Raw genomic sequence first — 14,837 nt, 5'->3', positions numbered from 1 at the left:
GGTGCGCTATTTGTGACGCGGAGCTACGCGCGTACCCGCCGCCGTCGTCGTGCGGGAACGACGACGGCGGCGGGCGCCGTTGGATACGGCTACGCGAGTTTCGCTGTTCGCGAGAAGAGCTTCTGCAGCAGGATGAAGACCAGCAGCAGGGCGCCGATGACGATCCGGGTCCACCAGGAGCTCAGGGTTCCTTCATAAGAAATGAAGGTCTGGACGATTCCCAGGACCAGGACTCCGGTCAGCGAACCGATCACGTAGCCGTACCCGCCGGTCAGCAGCGTTCCTCCGACCACCACGGCAGCAATCGCATCCAGCTCCATGCCCTGGGCGGCGAGACTGTAGCCGGAGAGACTGTAGAAGGAAAAGAGGATGCCTGCGGTTGCGGAGCACAGGCCGCTGATCGCGTAGACCAGCACCTTGGTCCGGGGCACGGCCAGTCCCATCAGCACAGCCGAGGATTCTCCGCCGCCAATCGCATAGACCGTCCTGCCAAAGCGCGTCTGGTGCAGGACGTACACCGCCGCCGCAGCCACGAGCAGAGCAATGATGACGCCCGGGGAGACAAACAGGCCTCCGAAACGGATCCGGGACTGGGCCATGGAGGTGAAAAACGGATCGGTCACGGTGATGGCGTCCAAGCTGATGACATAGCACAGCCCCCTGGCCAGGAAGAGTCCGGCCAGGGTCACGATGAAGGGCTGGATCTCGAAGACCTGGATGATCAGCCCCATCAGCAGCCCGAACGCCGCACCGGCCAGGAGCACAAGCACAATGACTGCAAAGGGATTCCAGCCGGCCTGCAGGAGACTGGCCGCGATCATCATGGAGAGGGCAACAACGGAGCCCACTGAAAGGTCGATGCCCCCGGTGAGGATGACAAAGGTCATGCCGACGGCGAGCACAATCAGGAACGTGTTGTCGATAAGCAGGTTGAGGAACACCTGTCCGGAGGCAAACCCCGGATACATCACGGACCCGGCGGCAAACATTGCCAGGAACAATCCGATCGCCGCCAGGGTGGGAGCAAACTTCGCTGCACCGCGCACCCGGCTGATCCGGTTGCGGGTGGAGGGCGAGGAAGGGCTGGTGAGCACTGACATTAGACAGCCGCCTTAATGCCGGAAGGTTCAGGAACGGAGCGTTTTCGCTGCCGGAGCAGGGTCCGTGCCTTCGGGGCCTGAAGCAGGCAGACGATGATCACGACCAGCGCCTTGAACACCAGGGTTGCTTCGGGCGGGATGCCCAGCGTGTAGACCGAAGTTGTCAGCGTCTGGATGATCAGTGCACCGATCAGGGTGCCCACGAGGCTGTAGCGGCCGCCGGCAAGTGAGGTTCCGCCAATAACGACGGCGAGAATCGCATCCATTTCGATGAAAAGCCCGGCGTTGTTGGCATCAGCTGCTGTGACGTTGGAGCTGATCATCAGCCCGGCCGCCGCCGCACAGAACCCGCTGAAGATGTAGACGATCCAGGTGATGCTGCGGGCTTTGATGCCGGCCAGCCGGCTCGCCGCGGGGTTGATGCCGACGGCTTCGATCAGTGTTCCCAGCGCCGTGCGGCGGGTCAGCAGCCCGGCAGCGGCCAACACCGCCGCCGCGATCAGGATCGAGATGGGCAGGCCCAGGAAGAAGCCTGCGCCGATGGCATGGAAGGTGTCGTTGGAAACCGAAATGATCTGTCCGTCGGTCACGAGCTGCGCCAGTCCGCGCCCGGCGGTCATGAGGACCAGGGTGGCGATGATGGGCTGGATTCCGATGACGGCTACGAGGAAACCGTTCCACGCCCCCAAGACCAGGCCGGCAACCACCGCGATCAGCACCGCCGTCATCGCGGTCTGCGCGGAACCGGGATCAGGTGAATTGTAGATATATGTGCATGAGATTGCTCCCGCAATGGCCGCCACCGCCCCCACCGAAAGGTCAATCCCCCGGGAGGCAATGACCAGGGTCATGCCCAGGGCAATCAGGATGGTGGGCGCACCGTTGCGCAGGATGTCGATCAGGCTGCCGTACAGATGCCCGTCCTGGACCCGGACCGTGAGGAAATCGGACCGGAACGCCTGGTTGAGCAGCAGCAGCAGGACCAGTGCGAGGACAGGCCAGGTGAGGCGGTGCCGCAAAATCCCGTTCATGCGTTGCTCCCGGCGATGATGGCCATCACGTCATCCATGGTGACGCCGTTGTTGGGGAGGTTGGCCACCATCTCCCGGTCTTTCAGGACGGCTATGGAGTCACTGAGCCGAAGGACTTCCTCGAGCTCGGAGGAAATAAAGATCATCGCCATTCCTTCTGCGGCCAGGTTGCTGATGAGGAGCTGAATTTGTGTCTTGGCACCGATGTCGATGCCCCGCGTGGGTTCATCGAGGATGAGCAGCTTCGGGTTCATGATCAGCCAGCGGGCCAGAAGCACCTTCTGCTGGTTTCCGCCGCTGAGGTTGCGGATCAGCGCATCCTTGTTGGCCGGCCGGATGTCCAGTGTCTCGATGAATTTCTCTGACAGCTGGTCCTGCTGCCGACTGGGGATTCGCCGCAGCCAGCCCTTGCTGGCCTGCATGGCCAGGACCAGGTTGTCTTTCACGGAGAGGTCGCCGATGAGGCCTTCTTCCTTTCGGTTCTCGGAAGAGAATCCAATTCCGGCGTTGATGGCGGCACGCGGACTGCGCAGGTTCCGGCTGGTGCCGCTGATGCGCAGCTCACCCTGATCCGCGTGATCGGCGCCAAAGAGCAGCCGTGCGGTTTCGGTGCGTCCGGATCCAAGCAGTCCGGCAAGTCCCAGGATCTGGCCCGGCGCCACGCTGATGCTGATGTTCGCGACGGAACCTTTCCTCCCGAGATTTTCCGTCTGAAGCAGCGCCGTTCCCGGTGACATCTCTGCCCTGGACACCGCCGTTTCGGAACGGTCCAGCTCGGCCAGGACTTCCACATCCCTGCCGATCATCTTCTGGATCAGGCTCATCCGGGGCAGCTCGCTTGTCGGGTATTCGCCCACCAGCTTTCCGTTCCGGAGCACCGTCATCCGGTCCGAAATCTCATACACCTGCTCAAGGAAATGCGAGACAAAGACAATCCCGACTCCCTGTTCGCGCAGTGAACGGACCACGGTGAAGAGCTGCTGCACTTCTTCCGCGTCCAAGCTGGAGGTGGGCTCATCCAGGATGAGGACTTTCGCTTCAATCTGGACGGACCGGGCAATGGCCACGAGCTGTTGGATTGCCAGGGAATGGGTGGAAAGGACCGAGCCGGGATCCAGATGGCCCAGTTGGAGATCAGCCAGGACGCGCCGTGCACTCCTGCGCACTGCCTTCCAGTCGATGCGGCCGTGCCGGCGTGGTTCCCGTCCCAGGAGGATGTTCTCTTCCACCGAGAGGTTGGGGCAGAGGTTCACTTCCTGATAGACAGTGCTGATCCCGGCCTCCTGGGCCTCGGCAGGGCTGCTAAAGTTCCGCTCCGTCCCCGCGACGGTGATTGTTCCGCTGTCCACCGGGTAGACGCCCGTCAAGGCCTTGATCAGGGTGGATTTTCCCGCGCCGTTCTCGCCCATGAGAGCGTGCACTTCACCCGGAAAGAGCCGGAAGTCCACGCCGTCCAGGGCTTTGACACCGGGAAATTCAATGGAGATTCCAGTCATCTCCACGAGGGGAACGGTTTCATTCATGGATGCATCTTTTCTGTGCCGGAGTGCGGTGAGCACCGGCTCACCGCACTCCTCCCGATGGTTGTCTCCGGAATAGCCCTCGCCGGGCTTCCCGCAATCCGGCCCGGCGCTTCAGGCCGGCCCGGTACTTTTGATCCGGTTCAGTACTTTCGATCCGGAAGGGCCTTCGTGGCCTCTTCCTGGGTGAAAGCAGTTTCTTCCGTGACAACACGCTCCGGCACGTCTTCGCCCGCAACAACCTTCTCGGCCAGGTCCATCAGCTGATCACCCAACAGCGGGTTGCATTCAACGATGTAGTTGATCTTGCCCTCGGACAGTGCCGTCATTCCGTCCTTGACGGCGTCCACGGTAATAATCTTGATGTCCTTGCCCGGCACCTTGCCGGCGGCTTCAATTGCCTCGATTGCGCCGAGACCCATGTCGTCATTGTGGGCGTAGACAACGTCAATGTCCGGCGTGTTCTTGAGGAAGGCTTCCATGACCTGCTTGCCGCCGCTGCGGGTGAAATCGCCCGTCTGGGACTGCACGATCTTCAGATCGGGGTCGGCAGCGATGGCCTCTTCAAAGCCTTCCTTCCGGTCCAGGGCCGGTGCGGCGCCCGTGGTTCCCTGCAATTCCACAATGTTTACCGGACCGTCCACGGCAGCCGAGTCCTCCACCAGCCATTGGCCGGCCTTCTTGCCCTCTTCGATGAAGTCGGAGCCCAGGAAGCTCTCATACAGAGAAGTATCGGTGGAGTCGATGGCCCGGTCGGTGAGGATTACCGGGATATTCGCATCCTGGGCTTCCTTCAGGACAGTGTCCCATCCGGATTCAACCACCGGCGAGAACGCGATGACGTCCACTTTCTGCTGGATGAAGGAGCGGATGGCTTTGATCTGGTTTTCCTGTTTTTGCTGGGCGTCATTGAATTTAAGGTCGATGCCGGCCGCAGCGGCCGCCTCATTCACGGATTTTGTATTGGCGGTACGCCAACCGCTTTCGGCTCCCACTTGGGCAAAGCCCATGGTGATCCCGTCATCGGACCCGCCGCCCGCATCCGAGCCGCCGCACGCAGACAATGCCAGTGCCGAAACGGCCGCGGCTGTCATAAGGGTTTTCCGAAACACTGCTGCCTCCTGGAGTTAGGACCGCAGCAGGGACACAGAGCATCGCCTTCGCTGCGGGGGCTTCCTGCCCTGCGCGCAATTGTGAACGCTAACATTCGAACGGTCAACAGAGTTTTCCTCAATCGGGCCGCAATTTTTTAAACCGGGTACTGGCGCCCGAGGAGCCATAAAAACAATCAAGGGCCGCTGCAGAGGCAGCGGCCCTTGATTTGTTCTGCGGCATCGCCGGGGTGCCTGAACTGCAGCGGACTACACCGCGGCGAGTTCCTTCTCTTCGGCTCTTTCAGGAGCCGGCTCAACCGGAGCGTCATCCACCGGCCAAGCGGTGTCCCGCGGCGGCTTGATCCGGTCGATGATCACCAGAACCAACAGGGAAGCGGCTCCCCAGATACCCAGCGTCAGCAAGTGCGAACCGACGGTGTCGCCGCCAAAGTACAGGATGGAGCGGATGGACTCCACGGCAGCCGGCATCGGCAGGAACCCGTGCAGGAAACGGAAGAACTCCGGCTCCATGTAGATGGACATTGCCGCACCGGAGGCCGGAATGCCCAGGAACATCAGGATGCCGATCGCCGGAAGGATGGCGAGCATACCGATCAGGCGTTCCAGGACCGCGGTGAACATCGCGACACAGAAGATCGCCACGGCGCCGGCGCCCCACAGTGCGAGGAAGTGGCCGTCGATCGCACCCACGAAGACGTCGACGATGACCCACAGCAGGGCGGAGTACCCCACGGCCCAGCCGGCGGCAATCGGCACCAGCTTGCGCAGCGGACGGCTGGCAGGCTGGGCGGTGGAGCCCACAATGATGATCATGAACCCGGCCATGATCCACCCCATGGCCAGGTACATGGTGGACATGCCCATGGAGTCCTTGTTGGGCAGCGGTGCCACGTCCTCGGTGGTCAGCTCCATCTGCTGGCCAGCGGCCACCTGCGTAAAGACGCGGTTGACCACCTGCTGGGCGCTGGTGCCGGCAGCCTGGTTGGAGATGAGGGTGGACGTCGGATTCTCGGCCGAAGGCAGCACATAGGCAGCTGTGATGGTCCGGTCCCGGACCTGGTCCCGGGCTTCCTCGGCGGAGTCCATCGCCCGCAGGTCAAAGAGGCCTGACATGTTTTCTTCCAGCCCGGCAACTGCCTGCTCGGCCTGTTCGGCAGTGGCGCCGACGACGGCGACGGGCATGTCCCGCGGCGTGGGCTGGTACATCGCACCCAGCATCAGCGAAAGCATCATCACAACCATCGTCAGCGGCAGGAACCCGAGGGTGACATAGCGCCAGGCCCGGCTCTTCGGGCGGGGGCCGCCGTGCAGTGAGGCAACGTTGACGGCCAGGGGCTTGGCGTCCGGCTTGCGGCGCCGCTTCGCGGCATCGATGCCAAGCGTCAGCAGCAGAGCTGCAACCGCACCGATAACCAGCACCAACAGGTGCCGGCCCACGCCGTTTCCGCCGAAGTACAGGACGGACCGCAGGGATTCACCGGTGGCGGCAGCGGGAAGGAAACTGTGCAGGAACGGGTACAGCCCGGGCATGGTGTGCACGGACATGCTCATGTTGGAGGAGGGAACACCCAGCACCATCAGGAACAGCATGCCAACCAGGACGGCCATCGGGCCCAGGATCCGGGTAAGGAACAGCTGGACGCTGCCCACCGCGAACACGGCGAGCCAGCAGATCCCCAGGACAGCAGCGGTGTGGCCTTCGACGATACCCATGATGGGGCCGACGACGGTCCAGACCAGGGCGGAAATCAGTGCGGACCAGCCGGCCAGCAGCGGAACAAAACGGCGGAAGCGCATCAGTTCCGGAGAGTTGGACAGGGCCAGGCTCAGGGGCATGTAACCTGCAAGCATGAGGGCCGTGGTCATGAACATTGCACCCAGGCCGGCCATGTCCTTGGCCGGCAGCGGCGCAATGTCCTCGGTCTGCAGGGTCAGGCCGGAGGCGAGCACCTGGGGCGCCAGCATGGCTGTGACCGTGCTGGCTTGGGAGGCACCGGCGGCACCGGCGGTGTAAAGGGTGGCGGTTCCGTCGCCGAGCGCAACAGCGCTGGCAACCTCGCGGTCCAGCACCAGCTGCCGGGCGTCGTCGGCCGTGTCCACAATCCGGACCTCGACGGCGTCGGCGTCGGCGGATTCCAGTGCTTTGGCAAAGCTGTCCGCCTGCTGGGCGGAACCGCTGACGGCAACCGGCATATTGTGCGGGGCCGGGGAATGCATGGCGGCCAGATATCCGCCCACCAGCATGGACACCATCAGCAGGGGCATCATGAACATGGCGACGTAGCGCCCGATCTTTTCAGCCTTGGCCCGCTTGGCGGCGGCCTCGAGGTCCCGGCTTTCCGTTTCCTGAGTTGGCTCCGCCGCCGGATCATTCTCCGGCGGGGAGTCGGTGGAGGTAGGGGAAGAATTGGTCAAGGACGTGCTCCTGTGCTGAAGAATGGAAGGCGGGGCGAGGTGCGCCGGGGCCGGAGACGGCCGGGACGGGTCAGTGTGAACCAACTCGTCAAAATTACGCCACCTGGCGTAAAATTGGAAATCGACCGAACAGAACGCCGAGAAGAGGAACCACCAAGCATGGGACAACACGGCGAGAAGGCACGCGGCACTTTGTTGGATTCAGCCGAGGAGCTTTTTGCCCGGTTTGGCATCGATGCAGTTTCCAACCGGCGAATCGCCGAGCACGCGGGCACTGCCAACCATTCCGCCGTCGCGTACCACTTCGGCGGCCGCGATGAACTGCTGCGCGCGCTCGTCACCCGGCATCTGGAGGACACGAACCGGCGGCGGACTGAACTGCTCGCCAATCTGCCGGCGGATGCTCCCCTGCCGGATCTGCTCACCGTGATGATCCTTCCCTGGGTGGACCATCTGGCTTCGCTGCCCGTACCCAGCTGGCGGGCACGCTTTGTGCACCAGATCCGCTCGGCGCCCTCGGTCCACCAGGTGCTGACCGAGGCCGCTGTCGCCAGTCCCGCAATGGAGGACCTGGTGGCACGGACTCATGCCGCAGTCGGCGATGTGCCGCCGTCGGTCCTGTACGGCCGATCCTCGATCCTGGGCAGCATGGTGCTCGGCGTCTGTGCCGAATATGAGGCCCGCGTCCAGGACGGGGTGGAAAAACCCAACTGGACCGGCGTCGGCTACTTCCTCATCGACTCCTGCGCGGGAATGCTGGCCGCGCCGGTCACCCATCCGGGAAACTTCCTGGCGCGGCCTTCCTCCGTCTACCTGCTCTAGCTGTTCTGCGCAGCGCCCGCGAGCGCTGCGACGCCGAGCGCCGTCTCCTCGGCGACCAGGTCTCCGTTAATGGCGGCGCCCGCCATCAGGCCGGCAGCAGCGGCAGCCATCACCTGCGTTGCCGGTGCCGTCAAATTGCCTGCCGCGTAAAGACCGGGCACCGCCGTTGCACCGGTGGGTTCAGCCGGAATTGCCGTCCCAAAGACCACCTCGCCCATGTACTGATCCACCGGGACGACCCCCAGCTCCGCAAGGTACCCGGCCCGGGCCTCCAACGGGGCAAACACCACCATCGCATCCCGGTTCACCAAGGCTCCGTTAGCCAGCCGGACACCGGCGCCGTCTCCCTCCAACCCCGTGACCTCCCCGGAAACCGTCCGGATCCCCCGTGCCGCAAGCTGCTCCGCCTGGGTGGCGTCCGGAGTTCCTGCCGCGTGCAGGAACAGGACCACATCCGCGCTCCACTGGCGCCACAGCAGGGCCTGGTGCATGGACATGCCCAGGTCTGTGGCCAGGATGCCGATCGCCTTGTCCCGGGTTTCCCAGCCGTGGCAGTACGGACAGTGCAGGACGCTCGTGCCCCAGCGCTCCTGAATCCCGGGCAGGTCCGGCAGAATGTCCCGTACCCCGGTGGCAGCCAGCACCCGGCGGGCCGGCACCTGCCCGCCGTCTGCCAGGTGCACCACGAAACCTCCCTCGGCATCCCGTGCCACTGTGGTCACCCGGCCCGCCCGCATGGTGCCGCCGTAGCTGCGCACCTCATCCGCGCCGGTGCCGTACAGCTCCCCCGGCGCTGCGCCCTCGCGGCCAAGGTAGTTGTGGATGTGGGCCGCCGGCGCATTGCGCGGCTCCCCCGCGTCCACCACCAGTACTGACCTGCGTGCCCGTGCCAGAGCCAGCGCTCCGCTGAGTCCGGCTGCGGCACCGCCAATGACGACGACGTCGTACCGGTTGCCGGCTCTTCCGCTGGTGGTCCCTGCTGCTGTTTCCATGTCCGCACTCCTGTAGGTGATACCGCTGCTATTGCCTGATCCCCTTGCCGTTGGGGCCTGGGACTGATCCCAGTGTCGGATGGAGCTGCGAGAGTGGGCAAAGTTCTTTGCCGTGATGGCAAAATAGCAGCTATGGATCACTCCCCTGCTGCTGCCCTCACTGGCGTTGGTGCCCGGCTCCGCGCGCTGCGGATCGAAAGACGCCTGACGCTTGCCGGAATCTCCGCCAGTACCGGAATTTCGGTCAGCACACTCTCCCGGCTGGAATCCGGCCAGCGCCGAGCCACACTGGAACTGCTGATGCCCCTGGCGAAGATCTACGGGGTGACTATTGATGAGCTGGTGGATGCTCCGGCCACCGGGGACCCCCGCGTGCATATGCGTCCGATCCGCCGCCACGGTGCAACCATCATTCCGTTGACGGAGCAGGCCGGAGGAATTGGAGCGTACAAGTACATACTTCCGGGCAGGAAATCCCCGGGTACCCCGGATCCTCAGACCCATGAGGGCTACGAATGGCTCTACGTCCTGAGCGGGAGGCTGCGGCTGGTGCTGGGCGGGCAGGAATTGACCCTGAAACCGGGCGAAGCTGCAGAGTTCAACACCCGGACTCCGCACTGGATGGACAACGCCACAGCGCAAAGCGTGGAATTCCTCGCCCTGTTTGGCCCCCAGGGAGAGCGGGCCCACCTACGGGCACGGCCGGCGGCACAGTAAAGCCGGCTGCGGCACACATCCGGACCGCCGGTCAGGCGGCGGTGCCCCCGGTGGACGGAACCAGCTTGGCACCGCGGCTGCCCAGCATCTTGTCGTAGATTGCCGCGAACACCATGGCCACCACCACGGCGATGAGAAGGATGATGAGCATGCCAATAATGCCGCTCTGCACTCCGGCATCGGCGCTGGCATCGAAGTACAGCACGGCCCGGTTTGCCATGGTCATGTGGTAGAGCGGTTCAGCGGGGGCTATGACCCGGAAGAACCCCGGCAGGGCTTCCAGCGGGACAACTCCGGTGGCGGCCGGCAGTCCCATAAACACCACGTAAATGAGGGACAGGATCATGCCCGCACTGCCAAACAGGGTAATCAGTGCAAAGGTCACCGCGGATACGGTCACAATGGAGAGCCAGGTGGTGAGGAAGAACCAGCCTCCGTGTGGGATGGGCATTCCGACGGCGGACGCCACCCACATCATCAGGCCGGCAGTTGGCAGTGCCGCAATGATCACGATGCCCCACTTGACCAGATACGTGAACCAGCGTGCCGGGCGCAGCTGCGGCCCCAGGACAAACCGGGCACCCAATTCGACCGGCGCTACCCCCAGCCGGGAATCAACCAGGAAGTGCAGGGCCACGGATCCGCTGAGGCCCACCACCATCAACAGCACGGAATAGAAGAACGCCCCCTCACCCAGGGCCGCACCCTCGGGGGGCTCTTCGAACGCTGTGGTCTTGATCGCAATCGGATCAGCCAGCAGATCGGCCGATGTTCCGCCAACCTTTGGGGCAATCTGCTGTTCCAGCTGGGCGGGAAGTTGTGTGCCCAGCTCCTCCAGTTGGCCCCGGAGCTCCGTCTGGGCCTGGTCCTGCGCCTGCATGGCGGAGCTGGACAGCTGCTCGCCCAGTCCGCGGTTCGCCTGTTCGAGTGCCGGATCGATCGCATTTGTGGCCAGACTGCTGGCCAGCGGCCCGGCCAGGGGATTGGTGTAGACGGTGATTGAGGGCCGTGACACCTCATCGGCGCTGAGCGCCCCGCTCACCAGTGCGGTGGCGTCCGCAGAAAAGGATTCGGGGATGACAACGGCGCCGTGGAGCTCGCCCGTGCGCATCTGGTCCTGGGCTTCATCCCAGGAGAGGACCCGCAGATCAATCTTGTCCGAGCTGCTGAATCCCTTCTGAATCTCGTCCGTGATGTTCTGCCCCAGGTCCTCGCGTCCGCCGTCCGGCGTCACCGTGCCCTTGTCCTGGTTCACCACCGCAATGGGGAAATGATCCAAATGGTTGCCCGGGCTGCCGAGCCCGCCGATATACAAAGCCGTACCTGTTCCGCCCAGCAGCAGGAGGACCAGAAACGGCAGCAGCCACGTCCGGGGAGATACGAAGAAGCCAGGGCCCCTTGAGCCCGTCGCTGTCGATTCTCCTGAGTCTCGTGAGTCTGTGTTCATCTGGTGTGCGGGCATGGGACATACCTCCAAAGGCCCGGCAGCCGTGCCGGCATAAAGATGTGGGATCGTCCTGCTTATTCGAGGGTATCCGCGCCGTTTCAGCACCGATACAGTCGACCCCCGCCGGCTGACTTCCGCCGCTGAATCAGCAGGTGCATCAGGTGCATCAGCCGTTCAGCCGCAGGATCAGCGCATCAAGGACCTGCTGCTGGCCTTTGACCAGTTTGGTGCGCGCAACGGGCTCAGGGAACCAGCCGGCGTCGTCAATCTCTGGGTACTCCCGGACCCTGCCGGATTTGGGCGGCCACTCCAGGAGAAAAGTGTTGCTCTCAATGCGCTCCGGTGCGAAGTCCGCTTCTGCCGTAAAAACGATAATGGTCTTCTTGGCGGAAGCACGGAAACTGCCGAGCAGGGCGTAGTCCGCGGCAGGCGCCGGGGTGCCCATTTCTTCAGCAAATTCCCGCAGCGCGGCGGCCAGCGGATCTTCCTCCAGCGGGTACTCGCCCTTGGGGATGGACCAGGCATGATCATCCCGGCGGGCCCAGAACGGCCCGCCCATGTGCCCGATCCATACCTCGAGCTGCTCTGTTCCCGCGTCCGCCGGGGCTCGGCGGTACAGCAGAATCCCCGCACTGCAGATCATGGGCTCATCCTAGGCGTCGTACCGTTCCGGTGCCCGTTCGTGCGAGGATCACACCTATGAACCGGCGCCTGATGCTGCTTGACACTGCTTCCCTGTACTTCCGCGCCTTCTACGGCGTGCCGGACACGATCCGCCGCAGTGACGGCACGCCGGTCAACGCTGTGCGCGGCCTGCTGGACATGATTGCCCGACTGACCGCTGATTATGAAGCTACGGATCTGATCGCGTGCTGGGATGAGAACTGGCGGCCGCAGTGGCGCGTGAATCTGCTGCCCACCTACAAGGCGCACCGGGTGGCCGAGGAGGTGGCCGGCGCGCCGGACGTGGAAGTGGTCCCGGACCCGCTGGAGGCCCAGATTCCGATGATCCGCCGCACGCTGGAAGTTGCCGGCGTCGCCGTCGTCGGTGTTCGGGACCATGAGGCCGACGACGTGATCGGCACCTATGCGACGTCCGCCGATTCGCCCGTGGACGTGGTGACCGGGGACCGGGACCTGTTCCAGGTGATCGACGACGGGCGCGGAGTCCGCGTGATCTACACGGCGCGGGGCATGAAGAACCTCGATGTGCTGATCGAAGCCTCCATTGTGGCCAAGTACCGGGTGCTGCCGCAGCAGTATGCCGACTACGCCACGCTGCGCGGAGATGCCTCCGACGGGCTGCCGGGCGTTGCAGGAATCGGTGAGAAGACCGCGGCGTCGCTGCTGGGCGAGTTTGGCACGCTGGACGCCCTGCTCGCGGCGGCGGCCGATCCGGCCAGCTCCGTCTCCGGGCCGGTGCGCTCAAAGCTGGCGGCTGCTTCCGACTACCTTGCGGTGGCGCCCGACGTCGTCCGGGTGGTCCGCGATCTCGCGGTGCCCGCCCCGGCCGACGCCGGTGCGCGGCTTCAGCCGGTTACCGGCGAGGCGCGTGCGGAACTGGAGCGGCTCGCAGATCAGTGGAACCTCGGCGGGTCCGTGCAGCGGCTGTTGGACTCCTTTGACCGCTACGCGTGACCCTGAGCCGGCTGAGTCGTCGGCAACAGGTGCGGCCAGGCGCGGAGTTAGCCGCGGAGTTAGCCGCGGACCGTTTCGGTGCGGACCTCGGCCTCCACCTCGGCGATAACGTCCCTGTGCCCGCCCAGCGTCTCGAGTTCCTGCGCCAGTTCCACGAGCTCGGCGCCGCCTGCCATCTGCTCGGTGAGCTGGTCCAAGGTGACGTTGTCCTTCCCGTAGTAGCCGATGGACCGGCCGCGCTTGAGCAGCAGGAACCGGTCCCCCACCGGGTAGGCGTGGTGCGGGTTGTGGGTGATGAAGACTACTCCCAGTCCGCGGTCCCGCGCCTGCAGGATGTAGCGCAGGACCACCCCCGACTGCTTGACGCCGAGCGCCGCCGTAGGTTCATCCAGAATGAGCACCTTGGCACCGAAGTACACCGCGCGGGCGATGGCGACGCACTGCCGCTCACCGCCGGAAAGCTGGCCGATGGGCTGCTCCACATCCCGCAGGTCAATGCCCATGTCCTGCAGTTCCTGCTTGGTGATCTGCTTCATCCGCTCAACGTCCAGCCGCTTGAACGGGCCGACGCCGGTGGTCAGCTCGGAGCCGAGGAAGAAGTTGCGCCAGATCGGCATCAGCGAAACCACAGCCAGGTCCTGATAGACGGCGGCGATTCCCAGGTCCAGTGCCTGCCGCGGCGAGGAGAACCGGCGCTGGGCCCCAAGTGCGGAGAAAGTGCCCTCATCGTGCGGATGCAGGCCGGCAATGATCTTGATCAGGGTGGATTTGCCGGCGCCGTTGTCGCCCAGCACGCAGGTGACCTTTCCTGGTTCAACGTCCATCGTGACATCGTGCAGGGCAATGACATTGCCGTAATGCTTGCCGACCTTGTCCAGCCGCAGCAAAGGCTCCGATGCTGGCCCGGGTGCGGCAGCGCCGCCGTCGGATTGCCGGTGGGAGCCGTTTTTCTTGGTGTCCATGCCTGTTGTCCGTCCGCTAACTTTGTTCGGCCCGGCGTTTGACCACCAGGTTCACGAGGGTGGCCAACAGCAGCATCAGGCCGAGGAAGAATTTGAACCAGTCAGGGTTCCACTCCGCGTAGACGATGCCCTTGTTGGCCATGCCGAAGATGAAGGCGCCAATCGCCCCGCCGATGGCGGACCCGTAGCCGCCGGTGAGCAGGCAGCCGCCGATCACAGCAGCAATGATGTACAGGAATTCATTGCCGATGCCTTCTCCGGACTGCACGGTGGAGAACGCGAACAGGTTGTGCATCCCAAGGATCCACGCGCAGAAGCCAACGCCCATGAAGAGCCCGATCTTGGTTTTCACCACGGGAACGCCGACGGCGCGGGCCGCATAATCGTCTCCGCCGGCTGCGAAAATCCAGTTGCCCATCCTGGTCCGCAGCAGGATCCACGACGCCACGGCCACCAGGGCAATCCAGATGAAGACGGTGATCCGGACCTCAACGCCTCCGAGGGTAACCGACGAGGCAAAGACGGCCTTGGCAGAGTCGAAGCCGTCCATGTTGGAGATGGAGGGCGACGCGACGCTTCCGCCGATGGCCCGGGTGAGGCCAAGGTTCAGGCCGGTGAGCATCAGGAAGGATGCCAGCGTAACGATGAAGGACGGAAGCTTGGTTTTAACCAGGATCCAGCCGTTCACGAAGCCGACGGCCAGTGACATCACCAGCGCCAGCACCACTCCCACCCACACGTTGGTCGAGAAATACCAGCTGAACAGTGAGGCCATCAGGGCTGAGCTGATCACGGCGACACCGGTGGAGAGGTCAAACTCGCCGCCGATCATCAGCAGCGAAACTCCCACCGCCATGATTCCGATGGTGGAGGCTCCGTACAGGACAGTGGCAATGGACCCTGGCTGGAGAAACACCGGGGCAACGGCGGAGAACAAGACAAAAAGGGCGATGGCCCCTACGAGGGCGCCGATCTCAGGGCGTCCCAGCATTTTGGCAATCGGGCTCTTGCCGCCGACCCGTTCGTCGGACGACGGAGGGGAGACCTGAACTGAACTAGCCATTTCTGCGTGCCGCTT

At 64.0% G+C, this 14,837-nt stretch carries 13 protein-coding genes; 3 read left to right on the top strand and 10 right to left on the bottom strand.

What is annotated here, in order from left to right; genetic code table 11:
- Positions 1-89 precede the first annotated feature (89 nt).
- The 5 genes from yjfF to AC4D2W_RS01540 form a co-directional block, all read right to left on the bottom strand.
- Entirely contained in the window at positions 90-1,100 is a 1,011-nt protein-coding gene (gene yjfF, locus AC4D2W_RS01560; protein ID WP_490925157.1) for a galactofuranose ABC transporter, permease protein YjfF, read from the bottom strand.
- The gene (locus tag AC4D2W_RS01555; RefSeq protein WP_490925156.1) at positions 1,100-2,131 is read right to left on the bottom strand and encodes an ABC transporter permease; all 1,032 of its coding nucleotides are present in this window, start codon (positions 2,129-2,131) and stop codon (positions 1,100-1,102) included. Before AC4D2W_RS01555 ends, yjfF begins: the two co-directional genes overlap by 1 nt.
- Positions 2,128-3,654 (bottom strand): sugar ABC transporter ATP-binding protein, encoded by a 1,527-nt coding sequence (locus tag AC4D2W_RS01550; protein WP_490925155.1) that lies wholly within the window; start codon positions 3,652-3,654, stop codon positions 2,128-2,130. Before AC4D2W_RS01550 ends, AC4D2W_RS01555 begins: the two co-directional genes overlap by 4 nt.
- Positions 3,655-3,794: 140 nt before the next feature.
- Positions 3,795-4,745, bottom strand: coding sequence for an ABC transporter substrate-binding protein (locus tag AC4D2W_RS01545; RefSeq protein WP_490925154.1), 951 nt, complete (start codon positions 4,743-4,745; stop codon positions 3,795-3,797).
- A gap of 267 nt (positions 4,746-5,012) precedes the next feature.
- Complete coding sequence (locus tag AC4D2W_RS01540) at positions 5,013-7,181, bottom strand: ABC transporter permease (RefSeq protein ID WP_490925153.1); 2,169 nt, start codon at positions 7,179-7,181, stop codon at positions 5,013-5,015.
- Positions 7,182-7,340: 159 nt separating this feature from the next.
- On the opposite strand from AC4D2W_RS01540, the gene AC4D2W_RS01535 reads away from it, so the two are divergent.
- Positions 7,341-8,003, top strand: coding sequence for a TetR/AcrR family transcriptional regulator (locus tag AC4D2W_RS01535; RefSeq protein WP_490925152.1), 663 nt, complete (start codon positions 7,341-7,343; stop codon positions 8,001-8,003).
- Here the strand turns inward: AC4D2W_RS01535 and AC4D2W_RS01530 are convergent.
- Positions 8,000-8,995 (bottom strand): NAD(P)/FAD-dependent oxidoreductase, encoded by a 996-nt coding sequence (locus AC4D2W_RS01530; protein WP_490925151.1) that lies wholly within the window; start codon positions 8,993-8,995, stop codon positions 8,000-8,002. The two genes, AC4D2W_RS01535 and AC4D2W_RS01530, sit on opposite strands and share 4 nt — an antisense overlap.
- 132 nt (positions 8,996-9,127) lie before the next feature.
- Between AC4D2W_RS01530 and AC4D2W_RS01525 the strand changes: the two genes are divergently transcribed.
- Positions 9,128-9,712 carry a helix-turn-helix domain-containing protein gene (locus AC4D2W_RS01525; protein WP_490925150.1) on the top strand — a complete coding sequence of 195 codons (585 nt, stop codon included), beginning with the start codon at positions 9,128-9,130 and terminating at the stop codon, positions 9,710-9,712.
- 31 nt (positions 9,713-9,743) lie between these two features.
- Here AC4D2W_RS01525 and AC4D2W_RS01520 read toward each other — a convergent pair whose 3' ends face one another.
- Both AC4D2W_RS01520 and AC4D2W_RS01515 read right to left on the bottom strand, forming a co-directional pair.
- Complete coding sequence (locus AC4D2W_RS01520) at positions 9,744-11,159, bottom strand: YhgE/Pip domain-containing protein (RefSeq protein WP_490925992.1); 1,416 nt, start codon at positions 11,157-11,159, stop codon at positions 9,744-9,746.
- A gap of 166 nt (positions 11,160-11,325) precedes the next feature.
- The gene (locus tag AC4D2W_RS01515) at positions 11,326-11,802 is read right to left on the bottom strand and encodes an NUDIX hydrolase (RefSeq protein WP_490925149.1); all 477 of its coding nucleotides are present in this window, start codon (positions 11,800-11,802) and stop codon (positions 11,326-11,328) included.
- Positions 11,803-11,858: 56 nt separating this feature from the next.
- On the opposite strand from AC4D2W_RS01515, the gene AC4D2W_RS01510 reads away from it, so the two are divergent.
- Positions 11,859-12,797 (top strand): 5'-3' exonuclease, encoded by a 939-nt coding sequence (locus AC4D2W_RS01510; RefSeq protein WP_490925148.1) that lies wholly within the window; start codon positions 11,859-11,861, stop codon positions 12,795-12,797.
- Between the two features lie 59 nt (positions 12,798-12,856).
- On the opposite strand, the gene AC4D2W_RS01505 is transcribed toward AC4D2W_RS01510, so the two are convergent.
- A complete protein-coding gene (locus AC4D2W_RS01505) occupies positions 12,857-13,759 on the bottom strand; it encodes an ATP-binding cassette domain-containing protein (protein ID WP_490925147.1) in 903 nt (300 codons plus the stop codon).
- Positions 13,760-13,775: 16 nt separating this feature from the next.
- Positions 13,776-14,822, bottom strand: a complete 1,047-nt coding sequence (locus AC4D2W_RS01500) for an ABC transporter permease (RefSeq protein WP_490925146.1) — start codon at positions 14,820-14,822, stop codon at positions 13,776-13,778.
- Positions 14,823-14,837 lie beyond the last annotated feature (15 nt).

The organism is Arthrobacter sp. TJ-58, assembly GCF_058269295.1.
The sequence above is the reverse complement of the archived record's forward strand: the minus strand, read 5'-3'. Positions and strand labels throughout refer to the sequence as shown.